This window comes from Sporolactobacillus sp. CQH2019 (assembly GCF_028765345.1).
GTDB lineage: Bacteria > Bacillota > Bacilli > Bacillales > Sporolactobacillaceae > Sporolactobacillus.
Genome location: NZ_JARAJZ010000006.1, coordinates 63,349 through 80,343, shown reverse-complemented (window position 1 = coordinate 80,343; position 16,995 = coordinate 63,349). Strand labels below are relative to the sequence as shown.

The window sequence follows — 16,995 nt, the reverse complement described above, 5'->3', positions numbered from 1 at the left end:
TGCGGACATTAAAACTGAAGTAATCTTCCGCGGAAATAGGTATAGAGCCTGGCGATTGCCTGGATTCGGCGGCAGGGTAATGGAAAACTGTCAGATGCCATTTGCACTTCTCCAAAATATATGATCGGACCTTCTGCTTTAGAAAAAACATGCGCTTTTTTCGACGATTGTGGATTTCGATGCATCTTCCATAACAAAAGAAACACTGAATGGATGATGTATCAAGATGATGGGGAATTAAGCGGTCCCTTCTAATTAATTTGTTCGTTAATCGTGCTGATTTTTATTTTTAGAGTGGCCGTTATGCCATAATCACGCGCGATCGAGTATTCAACCGATTCATTCGCTTTATTAAGCGTAACCGATTCCACCATTTGAATCGCGGTTCCAACAGGAATATTCAATAATTTTGCTTCACACTCTTTTACGTTAACAGATCTGATCGTTTTTTCTGAAGCAGAGATATCGACATGAAAATATGTCTTTAATACGTGATATAATGACATCTTCTCAAAATCATAGTCCATCAGATTCGGGGCAATTTTGATTGGAACATATGTAGTCACCACCTCCGAAGGTACATCATCAATAAATCTTAGACGTTCTAAACGGTGAAATTGCTGTTTCTCCTGGCCGAATGCTTTAATTAAACGATCATCAGATTCGACCAGGGAATAATCTATGACTTCGGTTTTACTGACATGGCCTGTCGATTTAGCCATTTCCGGAAAACTATCTAACCTATCAAGCTGCCAGAACGGATCATGCCGCTTCGCTACAAACGTTCCCACTCCCCGCTTGCGGTACAAAAAGCCCTTACTGACAAGTTCATCTATAGCTTTTCGTATTGTTGTCCGGCTCACCTGATAGAGATCAATTAACTTTTCTTCGCTCGGCATCTGAGTATCAATGCCGAGTACTTTATTATTAATTTTTTGCATAATATCCTCTTCAATCTGGTAATAAAGGGGTGCAGGAGAATGAGCACCTAATGTAATCGGCTTAAACAATTCATATTTCTGTGTATTTTCTTTTTGCATATAAACTGTCTCCCTCGTATTGGTCATCGAGTTTTATCTATCATTGTATTCAGTATATCTTATGCTTAAAACATTTGGAAATGTTAATACACATAAGTAAAAAGCCCACAGCACCAAGTATTCACATTCACTGCTATACAATGAATATACCCGTGTTATGAGCTTTCCCAGAAGGCATTAATAATACCCGTTTAGGACGTGGTTAGTCATTCCAGATTAGCATGACGTGCAAACATTTCTTTGTCGGTTTGATGGGTCATAAGCATTAAATCTACCACCATTGCATCATAGACAAGCCAACTCATCTGTTCAAATGAAGAGCCATGGGGCTGAATCGACGAACCGGCATCGGTGCCTGCCGCATTAACTTTTGACGTAACACCCGGTATTTCAATAATCGCATCCGCTAAAGCTCCAATCGTCCGGTCCGGGTAAATAGTAAGGGTTGCCAGCCAGGCTCCGATTTCTTTTGCTTTTTTGGCATCGGCTACTAAACTAGCCGTTTCCCCGGAACCGGAACCAATAATCAGCAGGTCTTTGTCACTGATAGCAGGCGTTATGGTTTCACCGACAAAATAGGAACGGTAGCCTAAATGCATCAATCGATTGGCAAAACCGCGGGCGGCAAAACCGGAACGGCCTGCTCCTGCCAGATAAACCCGGTTAGCACGGGTAATAAGTCTTTCAACTGCTGAAAGGCTATCATTATCGACAAGCGCTGCATTACGATGCAGTTCATTAATGATTTTCAACAAATTTTCTGATTTGGTCATTGGGTTCCGCCGCCTTTTAATTTTTCATGGCGCTGCAGCGCTTCTTTGACTATTCGGGCTTCTTCTACCGGATCTTCTGCATTTTGCAATCCGCCGCCCATGATGACAATATCCGGCTCTAAGGCAATGTATTGTTCAATCGTCTTTGAATTAATACCGCCGGCAACAGAAACACCAATACTTTTGGTATGTTCTTTGACAATTTGTAAATCTCGGAGAGGTGTACGGCCCATTTGCTGCTGGTCAAAGCCGGTATGCACTGAAATAATATGAACGCCTATTGCTTCAATTTCTTTAACCCGCGATGCTAAATTCTGGATTTGTAACGTATCTACTACCAGTTTTCCGCCGTTATCCTGAGCCGCTTTCAGGCTTTCTTTTATCGTATTATCCTCCGCTACACCCAGGACCGTGCAATAATCAGCGCCTGCTTGGAACGGCATTTCCGCCTCATGATAACCTCCATCCATAATTTTTGGATCGGCCAGGATTTCTTTGGCCGGAAATTCCTTTTTCATGCGGCGGACGGCATGCATGCCTTCGTCAATGATCAGAGGCGTACCGATTTCTATGATGTCAATAAAGTCATAAATTTTTCTCACAAATTTAACCGCGTCATCTAATTTAAACCCATCAAGTGCGACCTGTAATTTCATATCGGTTAAGAACTCCCTTTCAGTAATTCTCCAAACCAACCGGAACATCCGGTTCAGTCAGAAGACGTTCTATTTCATCATCCAGTTCAACGATCGTTAAAGACACACCATTCATATTGAGTGAAGTGACAAAATTTCCGATATAGACATGATCAATGCGATGACCTGCATTTCGGATGACCTCCTCCACCTTGTTGTAGAGAATATAGGCCTCCATCATCGGCATTGCCCCTAGTCCGGAGATCATCACAGCGACATGTCTCGGCCGATCAAATTCGAAATCATCTAGTAGAGCCTGAGTCATTTTTTCCGCAACACCATCCGCCTCAGCAAGATCCGCCGTCTCAATACCCGGCTCTCCATGATGTCCAATGCCAAACTCCATTTTCCCCGGTTCGACCGTAAAATTCGGTTTCCCAACTGAAGGAATCGTCAACGATGACAACCCGACAACGATACTGCGTGTCTTATTGACAACATTTTGAACTGAGAGAATAATCTCGTCGGCTGTAGCTGCTTCATTGGCACGGGCCCCGCCAATCTTCCACATGAAGTAGCCGCCGGCAATGCCATGTCTGTTTTGTTCATCGCCTTTTTTAGCGGAGGCAATATCATCATGCGCCGTCACATATCGGGCAGTGATCCCATCTTGTTTGGCCATGTCCGCCGCCATCTTGAAATTCATCACATCCCCGGCATAGTTTCCCAGCAGTCCAATGACTTCATTATTATAGTTAGCTGCTATCATAGCATCATAGAAAGTTTCGGCCGGCGGAGAGGCGAATACTTCACCTACAGCAACTGCATCGAGTGAACCGCGGCCCACGTAACCAAGAAAAGCCGGTTCGTGACCGCTGCCTCCCCCACTGATTAATCCAATTTTTCGCTTGCGATCACGCTCTCTGATTGCGACTACGTGATCATTATCTCTGGAAATATAAACCTTATCTGCATGGGCCTTTGCAAATCCCCGCAGCATATCATCAACTACGAAATCGGGATCGTTTATAAAACGCTGCATAATTTTTCTTCCTTTCATTTGTTTATCAATTGTTTTGCCGTCTCAGCAAATGTTTGTATCATAATATTAAGCGATGCAGCTCCGGAATCCTGATGCCCGATCACAAGATCTCCCAGACGGCGTCCGCGTCCGTACTTAGCAATTAAATTTTTGGTACTCTCAAGTCCCTCTTTTGATGCTGAACTCATTTCGTTCAAACCGGCCTCAAAATCATGAGTCGTATCATATGAAGCTTGATAGGCATTGACCGCCGGTATCAATACATCCATGATGGTCTTGTCGCCGACCTTTGCTTCAGTCAGGGCAGTGACGCTGTCGCGCGCATTAAGCAACATTTTTTCTGTCACGCAGCCGTCAATAAATTCTGAATCCTTAGAGGCACTGGCCAACCCCTTAAAAAAATAACCAAGTAAGGGACCTATTGATCCACCGATCTTATTGGTCAGCTCTTTATAAATCTTGTTAAATCCTTCACTCATGTCGTCATGTTCATAATCAATGGCGCGATCAGCCAGTTTCATTCCCTTATTGAGATTGGAACCATGATCGCCATCGCCGACAAAGCGATCAATCTCCCCCAAGTGATCTTTGTTCATCTCAATGTTCTTAATTATATTTCGGACAATGACGATGCCGGCTTTGTTTGTGAATTCCATTGTATTCATCTACTCTTTCTTTTTCTGATGATAAAGCTTGATGTCTTTTAAATGGTAGTAGCCCGTCAGCACACGGTCATGAAGCGGATGATCTGAACCAAGACCGGTAAAATGTGTAATGGCTTGGTCAATGCCATTGTCTTCAATATATTTTTTCAATTTTACAGATTCTCTATCTTCTGGTATGTCAAACAAGAGAACAGCTGCAATTCCGCGAATTAACAGGCTGTTATCGAGCCCTCTTTCTTCCAGCTGCAGTGCCGGTCCGACCATTCTTTCATTATTCTGCAGTTTCCGGATTGGATCGCGCGATACACGGACAATGGTGTCTCTAACCCCCGGTGTCATGAACCGATTGATAGCAAAATCAATATAGTTCTTTAATTCATCCATGGTAAAACCATATTTGGCATGAATCAATGCGGCCGTCTCTTGCATGGTTCCCCGGATCCCGGGCATAATCTCCGGATCATTAAATACGTTCTGGATAATTGTGTACCCGTAAATATGCCCGATATAGCCTGCCCACGCGTGACCGGTATTGATAATATAGAGCTTGCGTTCAAAATATTTCTGAATGTCATCCGTATAGAATGCCCCTCTGATTGGCTGCAATTTGGGATCTGCCAGCCCATTTCGTTGAATGACTAGTTCATAAGCATCGCCGATATCAATTCCCATTTTTCCATCACGGACACTCTTCAGCACTAAACGGTCAACTTCCGTATCCGGAAAGGCTGCAGTTTGATCGAGTTGTTCTTCAGTTAGCTCGTTATCGGACAAATCGAGTATTTTTTTTCGCAAAATTTTACTATTTCCCACTACATTTTCACATGCAAGAATATTGACACGGGGCCGATGGGCTTCTAAACGAGCAGCAAGGCCTTTTTGCAATACAGGGGCAATATTTTTTAAGTTTCCGCCCAGGACCGATGTTGTGATAATGTCTGCATCCCTTAACGCAGCAACGGCTTCATTTTCATGCTTCGCGCTATTGATCGCATGCACCTTGTCAACGACACGTTTCTCCAAGCTGTGATCAATCAGATAAAGTGAATAGGACTGAGTTTCATTTATTTGGTTAACAATCCCATCATCAACGTCTAAGAAAGTGATTTCATAACCTGAATCATTTAACAAGTCACCGATAAACCCTCTTCCAATACTGCCAGCCCCAAAATGAACCGCTTTCATTTCGACATCTCCTATGCGATTAACTATTAACCGGCGCTAACACTCCTATAAACGATCCGACCAGGGCAATAGCAACGAGCAGCAAAACAACGACGGCCAGGTTCTGGTTTTTATGGTTCAGCCACCAATAGATGAAAAATACTATAGCCAGCGGAATTAATCCGGGTGCAATGCTGTCCAATACCTTTTGCAATACAAAAGGAGCATTCCCCTGGCCGAAAACAAATTTTACAGGCGTCGTTACAGCAATATATGTCGATGAAAGAGCTCCCATCATATAAAGCCCAAGAGTCTTGGCAGCAGTAATGAGTTGCTGTATACGCCCGGATGATAACAATTCCGTGACTGAATCACGCCCGGTACGATATCCGAACGCGGAGAGTTGACGGCCGATAATAATCTGGATCATCGGCAGGACCAGTAAAACAAATGCACCCAATGGATTCCCCTTCGCACTCAAGGTAGCTGCCAATGCAAAAATAATCGGTTTAAAAGTAGCCCAGTCTATGGAATCCCCGATACCGGCTAAAGGTCCCATCAGTCCGGTTTTAATACCCGTAATCGCTTCAGTATTAATGTCCTCTCCGCGTGCTTTTTGCTCTTCCATGGATATAACGATTCCGTTAATCAGCGATCCAAAGACAGCTTCCGTGTTAAAAAATACTAAGTGCCGTCTCATCGCATCGGCAATATCACTTTTGGTCTTATATAGTTTCCGTAAAACAGGCAGCAGCGAAACTGTTAGACCTAAAGCCTGCAGACGTTCATAGGAAATGCCCACTTCGGCGACTATATAATGAAGCAGCCAGCTATTCTTAACGTCTTTTTCTGTAATCTGGATTGTTTTACTTTCTTCTCTATTAGAGTCCATCACGCATTAGCTCCTTTCTTTTGTTGCCACATTGAAATCAAAATAATTGCGGCAATACCGAAAATAGCAGCACCCATAACCGGGATTTTCGAATATTCAACCAGGAAGAAGCCAATAAAGAACCAAGGCAATAACTGTTTACTCCCAATTACGAACATCGTCAAAGCAAATCCAAGAGCGGGCAAAATGCCGCCCATAATGCCAAAACCATTGATCAGCCATTGAGGAATAATCTTCATAAACGCCGTAACTGCATTGGCCCCATATAAGTTGGCGAAAAACGGAACAGGGAATCGGTAAAAAAGCGCTAACAAAGTCGGATATAATAACGCAGAAAGGACCACTTGTTTTTGATTACCCTTGGCAGCAAACCGATCAGCCATATGCACAAACACGATATTGATGGTCTTACGAAATTGATCCAGGAAAACGCCGATAACCCCAACCGGAACGGCAATAGTAATGGCAACGGCCGGCGTTAAATTAGACTGCAGGGCAATGGGAATGGCAATCAATCCCGCGAGGCAATCGTCTGCCGGCAGATTCGAACCGGCGGCGACCAACCCGATATACAGAATCTGGACGGCAGCGCCAATAATAATGGCTTCAGTAAATTTGCCCATGATTAAACCGATAAACAATGCTGAAAATAAAGGCTGACGTATCGCATGGGTAATTCCATATCCAACATCAGTTTTCATAATCCAGTAATAAATACCGGTGAAGATAGAAACTCCTAACATTTTATCTCATCCCCAATTTTTGAACAGCCTTGTTCAGGCTAACACGATTTTCCTCGGGTGTTACTTGAAAATTCACTTCTACGCCGGTGTCCTGTATCACTAATAGGTCCTCCGCATCCTTTCTATCAATCGAAATGCCTTTGACGATCATCTTTCGGCCATTGCCGGCACCTAATCCGCCAATTTGCATACTGTTAAATTTGACACCCGCTTCGACCGTTTTTTTGGCATCGATAATGTTCTTGAATAATACTAGGATCGCTTTTGAATTGTATGAACTGTCGACTTTCAAAGCCTCTTTCACAAAATTTTCTATGGCAACAACTTCAACTTTAATTCCCGGAGGCGCAGCCATGGTATATATTTGAGTCATGAATGAATCTTTGGCCAGCTCATCATTTACCACCACAATGCGATTAACGTTAGCTTTATTGCTCCATTTTGTAATGACCTGACCGTGAATAAGACGATAGTCAATACGGACAAGCTTGACTCCATCAAGCATTTTTGACACCTTCTTTCATTGCTCTCCTGATATCCACCATGCTTTTTAAGGCCGATGCCAGTAAATGTTCGGCAATATTACTGTAATTATCCTGGGAACGAATCATTTCAGCTTCAATGAGCATTCCTAAATTAAGGCCTGAAACGACAGTATACTTTTTTTGTTGTGAAAAATAGGCCAGCGCATTAGCCGGAGTCCCGCCAAACATATCAGCCAGAAGAATTGAGTTGTCCGGGGCCTTGTCTAAAACAGCCCGAATTTTATCTCGTAATTCCTGAGGTTCTTCACCCTCAACTAATGGAAAGGTATAAACATTTTGCAATTTTCCAAGAATCATTTCAGCACTTTTAACGATTTCTTCACAGAGATGACCATGTGTAACGATCAGAATCCATGGCTTTTCAATTCCGCTCATGAATCACTCTTTCCCCTTTCATCAACTATGAGATTTTCCCCCGGTAATATTTATCACGGTACCGGTAATGTAACTAGAACGATCTGAAACTAAATAATTGACCAAATCGGCAATCTCATCCAGCTGCCCCACTCTGCCAAGGGGAATAATTTTTTTGTAGCTTGTCTCTGTTCCTTTCGTATCCGAATTCGTGCTGCGGGTATACGCTAAATACTTGACGTGCTCCGGGTTCCCCATGGGAGTCGGAACATTAATGCCCGGTTCAATAGCAACAACGCGAATATTAAAACGTCCTAATTCCTTTGCCCAGGATAATGTAAATGAATTAATGGCTCCCTTGGTAGCAGAATATATACTTTGCCCAACAGACCCCTGGCTGCCGGCTTCAGAACTGATATTAATCACAACGCCATGTTTCTGCCTGATCATTTGTCTTGCTGCAGCTTGGGTGCAGAGAAAAGCCCCCTTGACATTGACGTTGAATATAAAATCAAAATCACCTGAGGTGTATTCGTGCCCAGGCTCTTTATCATAGTAGTCAACGAGCAGCTTAGGCGTATTGACTCCCGCATCATTAATAAGTGCATCCACTTTGGAATGTTCCTCAAAGATACGGTCAAATGTCATGGTAACCTGCCGATCGTCCGTTATGTCACAATGCCTATAATCCACATTCTTCAGATTCGTTAATTCATCGTTTTCCTTCAGGTCTATAATCGTGACACTTGCACCATTATCCTGCATCATCCGGACAATCTGCGCTCCGATTCCCGAGCTTCCTCCTGTGATGACAACATATTTTCCCCCCAAATCAATCCAACCCATAAATCTCACCTCCATTAAAATTCAAAACAATAATTACGACAGAATGTCATGACATCATTATGTCTAAAGAAAAAATAACATATTTATTTCCCCAATGCAAGCGGTTACATTTTGACATTTTGTTAAAATTGAATTATTGCAATTTATCGTCGATTTATTAATCATCACATCGACCGCGGGTTTATCGGTCATCATTGGAGTTTTATCGGTCATTGTGCCCGGTTTATCGGTCGCCGCAGGGAGTTTTTCGGTCGTGTCAGCGAGTTTATCGATCGTTAGAAGCAGTTTATCGGTCGGCACTGGTTTTATCGGTCGTTGCCGGGAGTTTTTCGGTCGTTAGAAGCGGCTTTTCGGTCGATATGGTAGTTTTATCGGTCGGCACATCAGATTTATCGACCTTTAGAAGCAGTTATCGGTCGGCGCTGGTTGTGTCGGTCGTTGCGGGCGGGGTTCGGATTCTCTAAGAATGGGGGAGAATGCCGATCTATGAAAATCTCATGGAACAATCTTAAATTGTTTGAGAAATTTAAAGCTTTTTGAAGAAGAAAACAAAATGTGCTGATTCATTAATGCAAATAAGGACCGTTTATCAATTTACAAGAGCAGTTTGATTTATACGCCTTAGCATGCATCAAGACAGATGATCTTTCAAAAAATGCTGAATAGCGAATTGAAATGATCCATCTTTGAAAAAAGTTATTACTGAATCCGAAATCATACTGCAATAGTTTACTTGCCAGTGAGGGAAGCTGACCCATATTTCATCTGCAGACGGTGTCCTGCCATCCGTTTAAAAGTTCTGTCATAAAATTGACAGCTTCGCTTCTTCAGAAAATGTTAATTGTCTGATGCTAGAAAAGAGCCTTTTAACAGGCTCTTCAACGTCTCTATATGTTCAATTATCTTATCTTAACTCTCTCGATCGTCTGCCTAAAATCAATCAAGCTGTTCTCCATTGCTGGCGATCACGTTTCTATACCAGTAAAAACTCTTTTTACGCTTTCTTTCCAACGTGCCGTGGCCTTCGTTGTCCTGGTCAACATAGATAAAACCATAGCGTTTCGACATTTCCGAAGTTGTCGCGCTGATCAGATCAATAGGTCCCCAAGTTGTATAACCGATCAGATTGACACCGTCTTCAATGGCTTCTTTCATCTGCTCAATGTGCGCACGCAAGTAATCAATCCGATAGTCATCGCAGATGCTCCCGTCCGGTTCAATTTTATCGGCAGCACCTAATCCGTTTTCAACGATGAAGAGAGGCTTCTGATAGCGATCATACAAGATGTTTAACAGATAGCGCAGCCCTTGGGGATCAATCGACCATCCCCAGTCCGAAGACTTCAAATAGGGATTTTTTACCTCGCTGAACAGTCGGCCAACCGGCAACTCGCCCTTATTTGCCTCTGCAACTGATGACATGTAATAACTAAAAGCGACGAAGTCGGCTCTTCCCTCTTTTAGTATGGTGGCATCTTCACGCTGGGTTTCGATCTGCATGTTATGTTCTGTGAAAAAACGCCGAACATATGCCGGGTAATAACCGCGAACCTGAACATCCGTGAAAAAAAGTGTCCGCCGTTCTTCATTCATCGCGGCTAAAACATCCTCGGGTTTGCATGATCGCGGATAAACGGATACCCCGGCGATCATGCATCCAATCTTTGCATCCGGACAAAGTGTATGACAGGCTTTCACCGTCAAAGCACCGGCAACAAACTGATGATGGGCCGCCTGATAGATCGTCTGTATCAGTTGATCCTCCTTAAGCCGATCCGTAATAATGCCTCCCGCGATGAACGGTCCCATTAGAATTCCATTAATCTCATTAAATGTGATCCAATATTTTACCTTGGTGTTATATCTTTTAAAAACCGTTTTCGCATAGCGGACAAAACAATCAATAACGCGCCGATCCGCCCAGCCATTGTATTTTTCGGCCAGGCCAAGCGGAATTTCATAGTGTGAGAGTGTAACGACAGGTTCGATACCTTGAGCAAGAAGTGCATCAAATAGTCGATCATAAAACAGCAGCCCTTTTTCGTTGGGTGACAGTTCATCGCCCATGGGAAAAATTCTGCTCCATGCAATTGAGATTCTTAGTGCTTTGAAACCCATTTCAGCAAATAATTGAATATCCTCTTCATAATGATGGTAGAAATCAATTCCCCATCGTTTGGGATAAACATTTCCGGATGTTCCTGCTTTAGCTTCTTTAATTGTTTTTAAATCTGGATTGGACATCTTCATTTTTCCGTGTTGATCAGGTTTAATATACGGGATTACATCGTCGACAGATAATCCTTTTCCGTCTTGATTAAATGCACCCTCTGTCTGGTTCGCTGCAATAGCCCCTCCCCAAAGAAAATGGTTAGGAAATGGTTTGTGCTTTCTAATGGGCATGATTTTTCTCTCCTTTACATTATTCATACTTTTTTAAATCACGAGCGTCATCAAACGATCCTTGGTGCCTGCAGCGGACTGATCGGTTCCAATGATATCCAGATAATTCGACGAATTTGTCACAATGACTGAAGTTGTCGGATCATACCCTTCGCTTTTTATTTTTTCAAGATCAAAAGTAACAAGCGGTTGTCCCTGATTCACATGCTCTCCCTGTTTGACCCGAACTGAAAAATACTTACCATTCAACCGGACGGTATCAATTCCAATGTGCATGAGAATTTCGGCTCCGTTATCTGAGGTGACACCGATCGCGTGGCCCGTTGGATAGACAGTGCTTACGATCCCGGATACAGGAGCTTTAAGAACCCCTTCATCAGGCACAACAGCCATACCTTTTCCTAAAGCACCAGAGGCAAAGGCCTGATCATTGACCTTGTTCAAAGGTTCAGCTTTACCCTTGATTGGGCTGATAACAACTTCCTTTTCTATCAGAGGCTCCTTGGCAGAACGTTCTGTTTTCGCCGCCTGATCAGATCCGGATACCTCGTCTCTGAAGCCGAAAAAATAGGTAAGGACAGCTGCCAGTAAAAAAGCGATGGAAATACCGATCAGCATTCCTGTAAATCCTTTTCCTAAATAGGTCGGGATGGCCAGAAGACTAGGAAATGTAAAAGACAGGGCCTGACTATGCACTGCACCGACAATCGCCCCGCCAATGCCCCCGGAAACAGCCGCACAAATAAAAGGTTTCTTATACTTCAGAGTAACGCCGTAAATGGTTGGTTCTGTAATACCAAACAGTGCAGTAATCGTCGATGATCCAGACAAGGATTTCAACTTTCTGTTTTTGGTCTTTAAGAAGACGCCAAGGGCCGCACCAGCCTGAGCGAGGACGGCAGGTGTAAGAAGCGGCAGCAGCGTATCATGGCCTAATTGGGAGATGTCATTCATCATTAATGGAACAAACGCCCAATGAACACCGAAAATGACAAAAACCTGCCACAGTGCACCCATTACAAGTCCCGCCGCAAACGGGGCGAGATTGTAGATCAATGAATAACCACTTGCTAATCCGTCACTAATGTACGTTCCTAAAGGACCGACAACGATTAACGTCAACGGAACCATAATCATTAAAGATAACATCGGAGACAGAATATATCGGATGCTTTCACTAATCAGCCGATTAAGGATGGGTTCCAGGAAAGAAAGAAGCCAAATGGCCAGAATAATCGGGATCACAGTCGATGAATAGCTCATCAGGACAACTGGAATTCCAAAGAATGTAAGTCCGGCACTCTTGCCGACCAACGATACAATAGAAGGATAGATGAGTGCGCCAGCGATGGCAACCGAGACAAATTGATTGACTTTGAATTGCTTAGCCGAGGTATAGGCCAAAAGTATCGGTAAAAAATAAAAAACACTGTCGCTGGCCGCATACCAAATCTGATAGGTCCCGCTTTGAGCCGATAACCAGCCGAGAGCCACAAAAAGTGCCAGAAGGCCTTTCAGAATACCGGCACCGGCAAGTGCGCCTAGAAACGGTGTGAAAATACCTGAAATCACGTCAATAGCTCTGCTTAACAGACTTTCTTTATCATTGCCTTCTTCTGCAAAACTGTCGATAGACGAATGATCGTCCAGATGTGTTATATCCATAATGGCATCATATACTTTCGCGACAGAATGACCGATCACGACTTGAAACTGCCCGCCGCTTTCAACTACTGTAATGACCCCATTCATTTTTTCAATAGCGTTTTTATTGGCTTTCGATGAATTTTTCAACTTGAATCTCAGCCGTGTCGCGCAATGAATCAATGACTTAACATTTTTTTCGCCACCGGCAGCTGCTAAAATATCTTTACCTAATTTCTGATAATCCATTTTGCTTCCTCCTTGTGATTTTCCTTAACTTATTCCCAAGAAAAAAACCTAGATGATTGCACCCATTCGGATACAATCATCTAGGTTTTGCCTGCATAACCAGTAACAATCCTATTTTGAGATATAAAAGTCTATTGAAAGAGGATCATTTCAAAAACTGCGAGTTTTTGTCAGATCGGTTACTTGCGCTCCGCCACACGATGAATATGAATCGTCAGATAAACCTGTTCATCCTTCGAAATTTCTGATCCAAAGGTGTTGTGCAGATAACCTTTTATTTTGTTCATACAGTCAAAAGCTTTTGCATATTTTCTCTTCACCTGCGCAAATAAAAAATCATCATCAGAACAGGGTACTTCATGATAAAACAATCTTTGTGCAAAAAAGCGGAGATGGGTGACAAATCGTTCATAATTCAATGAATTTTCATCAAGATTCATTTTATAATAATACTTCACAATGTTTAAAATGTCATGAACCATTTCCGTCATTTTTATCGTCTGGTGCATCCCTTGCCCGTCAATTCGAGCATTGACAAGATGCACAGCAATGAAACCGGCTTCATCCTCAGTAAGCCTTTCCCCGCTCTGATTTTGTATAATGTCTAAAGCTTCCAGCCCAATCTGGAATTCTTTTTTATAGAATTTTCTAATCTCCCAAATGAGTGCATTCTGTATATCCAGTCCCTGCCTATGCCGACTTATCGCATAGTTAATATGATCCGTCAATGTCAGATAAAGATAGCTGCTCAATTTTGCACGAAGGACGGATTGAGCCCGCTGAATAATTTCACCCGCAATTTCAAAATATTGAACCGGAATCTCGTTCAATAATTTCTGAAACTGATGAGACCATTCTTTTTTCTCCAGTATAAATGTTTTCTCAACTTTTGTACTCTCCACTTCCTCCCCGGCTTTTTTTTGAAATGCCAGGCCTTTTCCCATGACTACAATTTCAAGATGTTGATCATTTTCTGCAAGAAGCACATTATTATTATAGACCTTTTTGATCTTCATCTTCGTCTCTGCCCTTCCTGCTAATTATAGTCTGGGAAATTTAAAAAACCTAAATCGACACAAAAACGTCAGAAAAAATCCCGGCGGTTCTGTACCTCATTAGGTTTTGCCTGTGCTAAATTATTCACAGTAACAATCCTTTTCAACGATATCAGTATATCATTTTCAGCAAGCGCTTGCAATATAGTTTTATTATCCAGTTTTATACTACAGTTAATTTTGTTGAAGAACTTTGGACAAATCTAAGCCAAGTGCAGCAGGCAATAAGGGCACTGAAAAAAAGGCTTTTCAGTACTCTCTTTAAAATGAGATCATATGATTCATTTTAGGCAATCTCCAGCAATTCCAAAGACCTGGCTATCTTCACGCCTATTAATTGTAACAATCTGGGCCACCTGAATTTGTTCCTGAATAATCCGGAAAATAATCGAATGCCAATCCGGCGGAATTTAATTTCCTTGCATTGATGAAGTTTACCGGATAATGGCTTGCCTATTTCATCGGTGCGGTATTCAAACTTGCGATAAGCCTTCACACACGGATGACGGGTCGGGCTCAGCAGCTTTCCATGCCCGAATTTACGAATAGGAAGCGGCGGAAGCCCGGCGGCCGCCCGCGCCTATCGCGATTAGCCAGAAAATAAGCAGCCATACCGTTCCATAGGATAAATCATAATCAACCGTTCCATGCCCGAACAGCATGGCTAAAGCAAGAATGACGCCTATCCGCCGTTCTCTTGGTTCATCCGATTTAGCAATCCGGAAGATGAACAAACCGAGCACCAGAATATAAGCGGACAGGCCGACCCAGCCAATTTCGATAAGAAATGAGAGGTAACCGTTGTGGACCTGATCCAGCCCGTTCCCCTGATGGGCATACTCCGGATAATAGACCGTCCAGCTTTTGCCCCCGAATCCAAACCACGGCGACTCCCGGCTCATTGAAAGTGCATCCTTGTAAAAGTTTTCCCGGATCACCGCGGTAGACGTGACGGGACTGATACTGGAAAAACGCGTCGTTAAACTTGAAAAGCCGTTATAATCTATATGTTTATCCAGCGACAGCAGATCGAATACAGCCAGTGACAGGAAAAGAGCAAGAAGCGAAACGAAAATGAACTTCTTCCATTTTTTATATAATAAAAGAAAAGCCAGAATAAATGTAACGCTGAAAAAGATATAAGTCCCCCGTGAAAAGGTAAGCATAGCGACGCCGGCATATCCGGCAAGGAGCGGCATGATCAGGACGCTTCGCCAATCCGGTATTTTTCGATGAATGAAGACAGTGAATGTATAAAACCAGTAAGCACTCATTATTGCACCGAATGTGTTTGGATAACGTACAGGACCGCACGATCGCGGTTCGACACATCCGACCATCGACGTATCCAGGTGAATAATCCCCAATATATTGGCTACGGCAAAAATAAGGAAAGCAATACCTAACAGATGAAAAACGTACGGATAAAGTTTTCTGATCCCGGGTGATTCTCCCGTCCAGATTAACAACAGAAAGAAAAATGCATACGTAAAAAATCTGACTATCATCTGCCAGTTGCCCTGCTGATTTAAAGCAAACGGAGCAGCGAGTACATACATAAAGGGAAGAAGCAGAACCAGAAAATAAACGCTGTTTTTTGTCAGCACCTGACGTTCTCTGATCCAATACCACACGATATTGAGAATGAATAATACGAGAATCAGCCACTCCCAGACACGAATATCAGATTCATAGAAAAGTCCCCATTGAAAAGGCGAAATCAGAAAGACAACAGCCAAACAGATAAAGGTAAACCAGTTCATACAGATCCTCCCAGAGGAAATCATGTATTCCCTCGACTCTAATAAAATAGATTGGTTCGTTTCCTATTGAATCTTACACTTATGAAAAATTATATCAGGAAATTCACAAATATGTGCTAATTAAGGGATAATCAAGACAAAGGATTACTTACGGGGTATTCATTATATTTTGTGATTTCATCCCAGTCGGCAAACTGCTTTCTATGATTTCAATCACGCATCGGCCACCATTCGGATGGCCGTCCCGCCGCCGCTGAAATGGGCCGATGCCTGTTAAAAAAATCTTTCATAATTTTGATCACTCGCGCTTATTGATTCAGGACCGTTTACTGCTGATTCTTTGAATGTTATTGATATATTTTGCCAGCTACTATCGCTATGCCAACGGTTACTGACGGTTTTCAATACAATATATATTGATATGCGGCAAACATAGGAAAGTATCGAGTGCTTCCGGAATTTCACACCTGCCACATGATATCACCCTTCAGAGAGTATATCGCTGTTCGCATTCCCCTTCAGAAAAATATACCCGCTTTTCAGAAAAGCAGATGACCTATTCACAAGCCCGGCTGTATACAATATACATCAGCTGGATGGATTACTCATTTTATTTCTTCGACAGAGTTGTAAAAATTTTGTACTTTACATGTGCTTCTGTGTGAAAAGTGCGAAAATACAGGATAAATGGTTATCTATTCAGCAACTATCCGGTATTTCCGCTTAAACATGATCATATTTTAAAAGTATTCATTTAACTTATTGTCACGTTGTGCCATGAATTTATAATTGACTCTTCATGGGGCAATTGATTCTTGCGGAAGTCAATTTTCTTTCCACGATCGATAAAATTTCGATAACGACTGACAAATCCGGCGCGCTGAGCAATAAATTTCTGGCAATGGTTGATAAATCAGGGGCAGCGACCGATAAACTCCTCGCGTTGACCGATAAATCAGGGGCAGCGACCGATAAACCGACCGCGTTGACCGATAAATCAGGAGCGATCGTTAAATCCACTGCGCTGACCGAAAACCTGGATTTGTCGACCGATAAAACCGCTACAATGACCGAAAAACCAGGCACGCCGACCGATAAATCCCTCACAACGATTGATAAATCAGGAGCAACGGATAAATCAGGCGCGGCGACCGATAAACCGACCACGTTGACCGATAAGCT

At 42.8% G+C, this 16,995-nt stretch carries 17 protein-coding genes; 1 reads left to right on the top strand and 16 read right to left on the bottom strand.

Going from position 1 to position 16,995, the window contains the following annotated elements; translation table 11 throughout:
- Nucleotides 1–251: 251 nt before the first annotated feature.
- From OYT88_RS10065 to OYT88_RS10015, 11 genes are all read right to left on the bottom strand, one after another.
- Complete coding sequence (locus tag OYT88_RS10065) at nucleotides 252–1,040, bottom strand: GntR family transcriptional regulator (RefSeq protein ID WP_274399756.1); 789 nt, start codon at nucleotides 1,038–1,040, stop codon at nucleotides 252–254.
- Between the two features lie 206 nt (nucleotides 1,041–1,246).
- Nucleotides 1,247–1,813: a 6-phospho-3-hexuloisomerase gene (hxlB, locus tag OYT88_RS10060; RefSeq protein ID WP_274399754.1), complete on the bottom strand. Its 567-nt coding sequence runs from the start codon at nucleotides 1,811–1,813 to the stop codon at nucleotides 1,247–1,249.
- Entirely contained in the window at nucleotides 1,810–2,469 is a 660-nt protein-coding gene (gene hxlA / locus OYT88_RS10055) for a 3-hexulose-6-phosphate synthase (protein ID WP_274399752.1), read from the bottom strand. The genes hxlB and hxlA overlap by 4 nt, the downstream gene beginning before the upstream one ends.
- Nucleotides 2,470–2,488: 19 nt before the next feature.
- A complete protein-coding gene (locus OYT88_RS10050; protein ID WP_274399749.1) occupies nucleotides 2,489–3,490 on the bottom strand; it encodes a dihydroxyacetone kinase subunit DhaK in 1,002 nt (333 codons plus the stop codon).
- Between the two features lie 14 nt (nucleotides 3,491–3,504).
- Complete coding sequence (locus OYT88_RS10045; protein ID WP_274399748.1) at nucleotides 3,505–4,086, bottom strand: dihydroxyacetone kinase subunit L; 582 nt, start codon at nucleotides 4,084–4,086, stop codon at nucleotides 3,505–3,507.
- A gap of 69 nt (nucleotides 4,087–4,155) precedes the next feature.
- Complete coding sequence (locus OYT88_RS10040; protein WP_274399747.1) at nucleotides 4,156–5,340, bottom strand: mannitol dehydrogenase family protein; 1,185 nt, start codon at nucleotides 5,338–5,340, stop codon at nucleotides 4,156–4,158.
- 19 nt (nucleotides 5,341–5,359) lie between these two features.
- The gene (locus OYT88_RS10035; protein ID WP_274399746.1) at nucleotides 5,360–6,211 is read right to left on the bottom strand and encodes a PTS system mannose/fructose/sorbose family transporter subunit IID; all 852 of its coding nucleotides are present in this window, start codon (nucleotides 6,209–6,211) and stop codon (nucleotides 5,360–5,362) included.
- Nucleotides 6,211–6,954 carry a PTS mannose/fructose/sorbose/N-acetylgalactosamine transporter subunit IIC gene (locus OYT88_RS10030; RefSeq protein WP_274399744.1) on the bottom strand — a complete coding sequence of 248 codons (744 nt, stop codon included), beginning with the start codon at nucleotides 6,952–6,954 and terminating at the stop codon, nucleotides 6,211–6,213. Before OYT88_RS10030 ends, OYT88_RS10035 begins: the two co-directional genes overlap by 1 nt.
- Before the next feature lies 1 nt (nucleotide 6,955).
- The gene (locus OYT88_RS10025; RefSeq protein ID WP_274399742.1) at nucleotides 6,956–7,459 is read right to left on the bottom strand and encodes a PTS sugar transporter subunit IIB; all 504 of its coding nucleotides are present in this window, start codon (nucleotides 7,457–7,459) and stop codon (nucleotides 6,956–6,958) included.
- Nucleotides 7,452–7,874 carry a PTS sugar transporter subunit IIA gene (locus tag OYT88_RS10020; RefSeq protein WP_274399739.1) on the bottom strand — a complete coding sequence of 141 codons (423 nt, stop codon included), beginning with the start codon at nucleotides 7,872–7,874 and terminating at the stop codon, nucleotides 7,452–7,454. Before OYT88_RS10020 ends, OYT88_RS10025 begins: the two co-directional genes overlap by 8 nt.
- Before the next feature lie 21 nt (nucleotides 7,875–7,895).
- Nucleotides 7,896–8,699 carry a sorbitol-6-phosphate dehydrogenase subunit gene (locus tag OYT88_RS10015; protein ID WP_274399737.1) on the bottom strand — a complete coding sequence of 268 codons (804 nt, stop codon included), beginning with the start codon at nucleotides 8,697–8,699 and terminating at the stop codon, nucleotides 7,896–7,898.
- A gap of 212 nt (nucleotides 8,700–8,911) precedes the next feature.
- On the opposite strand from OYT88_RS10015, the gene OYT88_RS10010 reads away from it, so the two are divergent.
- Nucleotides 8,912–9,163 carry a hypothetical protein gene (locus OYT88_RS10010; RefSeq protein WP_274399734.1) on the top strand — a complete coding sequence of 84 codons (252 nt, stop codon included), beginning with the start codon at nucleotides 8,912–8,914 and terminating at the stop codon, nucleotides 9,161–9,163.
- Nucleotides 9,164–9,635: 472 nt separating this feature from the next.
- Here OYT88_RS10010 and OYT88_RS10005 read toward each other — a convergent pair whose 3' ends face one another.
- The 5 genes from OYT88_RS10005 to OYT88_RS09985 all read right to left on the bottom strand — a co-directional run bounded on the left by OYT88_RS10005 (nucleotide 9,636) and on the right by OYT88_RS09985 (nucleotide 16,980).
- On the bottom strand, nucleotides 9,636–11,102 hold the full coding sequence (locus OYT88_RS10005) for a glycoside hydrolase family 1 protein (protein ID WP_274399732.1): 1,467 nt from the start codon (nucleotides 11,100–11,102) through the stop codon (nucleotides 9,636–9,638).
- A 33-nt stretch (nucleotides 11,103–11,135) separates the two neighbouring features.
- On the bottom strand, nucleotides 11,136–12,995 hold the full coding sequence (locus OYT88_RS10000; protein WP_274399730.1) for a PTS beta-glucoside transporter subunit IIBCA: 1,860 nt from the start codon (nucleotides 12,993–12,995) through the stop codon (nucleotides 11,136–11,138).
- 179 nt (nucleotides 12,996–13,174) lie between these two features.
- Nucleotides 13,175–14,011: a BglG family transcription antiterminator LicT gene (licT, locus tag OYT88_RS09995; RefSeq protein ID WP_274399728.1), complete on the bottom strand. Its 837-nt coding sequence runs from the start codon at nucleotides 14,009–14,011 to the stop codon at nucleotides 13,175–13,177.
- Between the two features lie 578 nt (nucleotides 14,012–14,589).
- The gene (locus OYT88_RS09990) at nucleotides 14,590–15,813 is read right to left on the bottom strand and encodes an O-antigen ligase family protein (protein ID WP_274399727.1); all 1,224 of its coding nucleotides are present in this window, start codon (nucleotides 15,811–15,813) and stop codon (nucleotides 14,590–14,592) included.
- A 783-nt stretch (nucleotides 15,814–16,596) separates the two neighbouring features.
- A complete protein-coding gene (locus OYT88_RS09985) occupies nucleotides 16,597–16,980 on the bottom strand; it encodes a hypothetical protein (protein WP_274399726.1) in 384 nt (127 codons plus the stop codon).
- Between the last annotated feature and the right edge of the window lie 15 nt (nucleotides 16,981–16,995).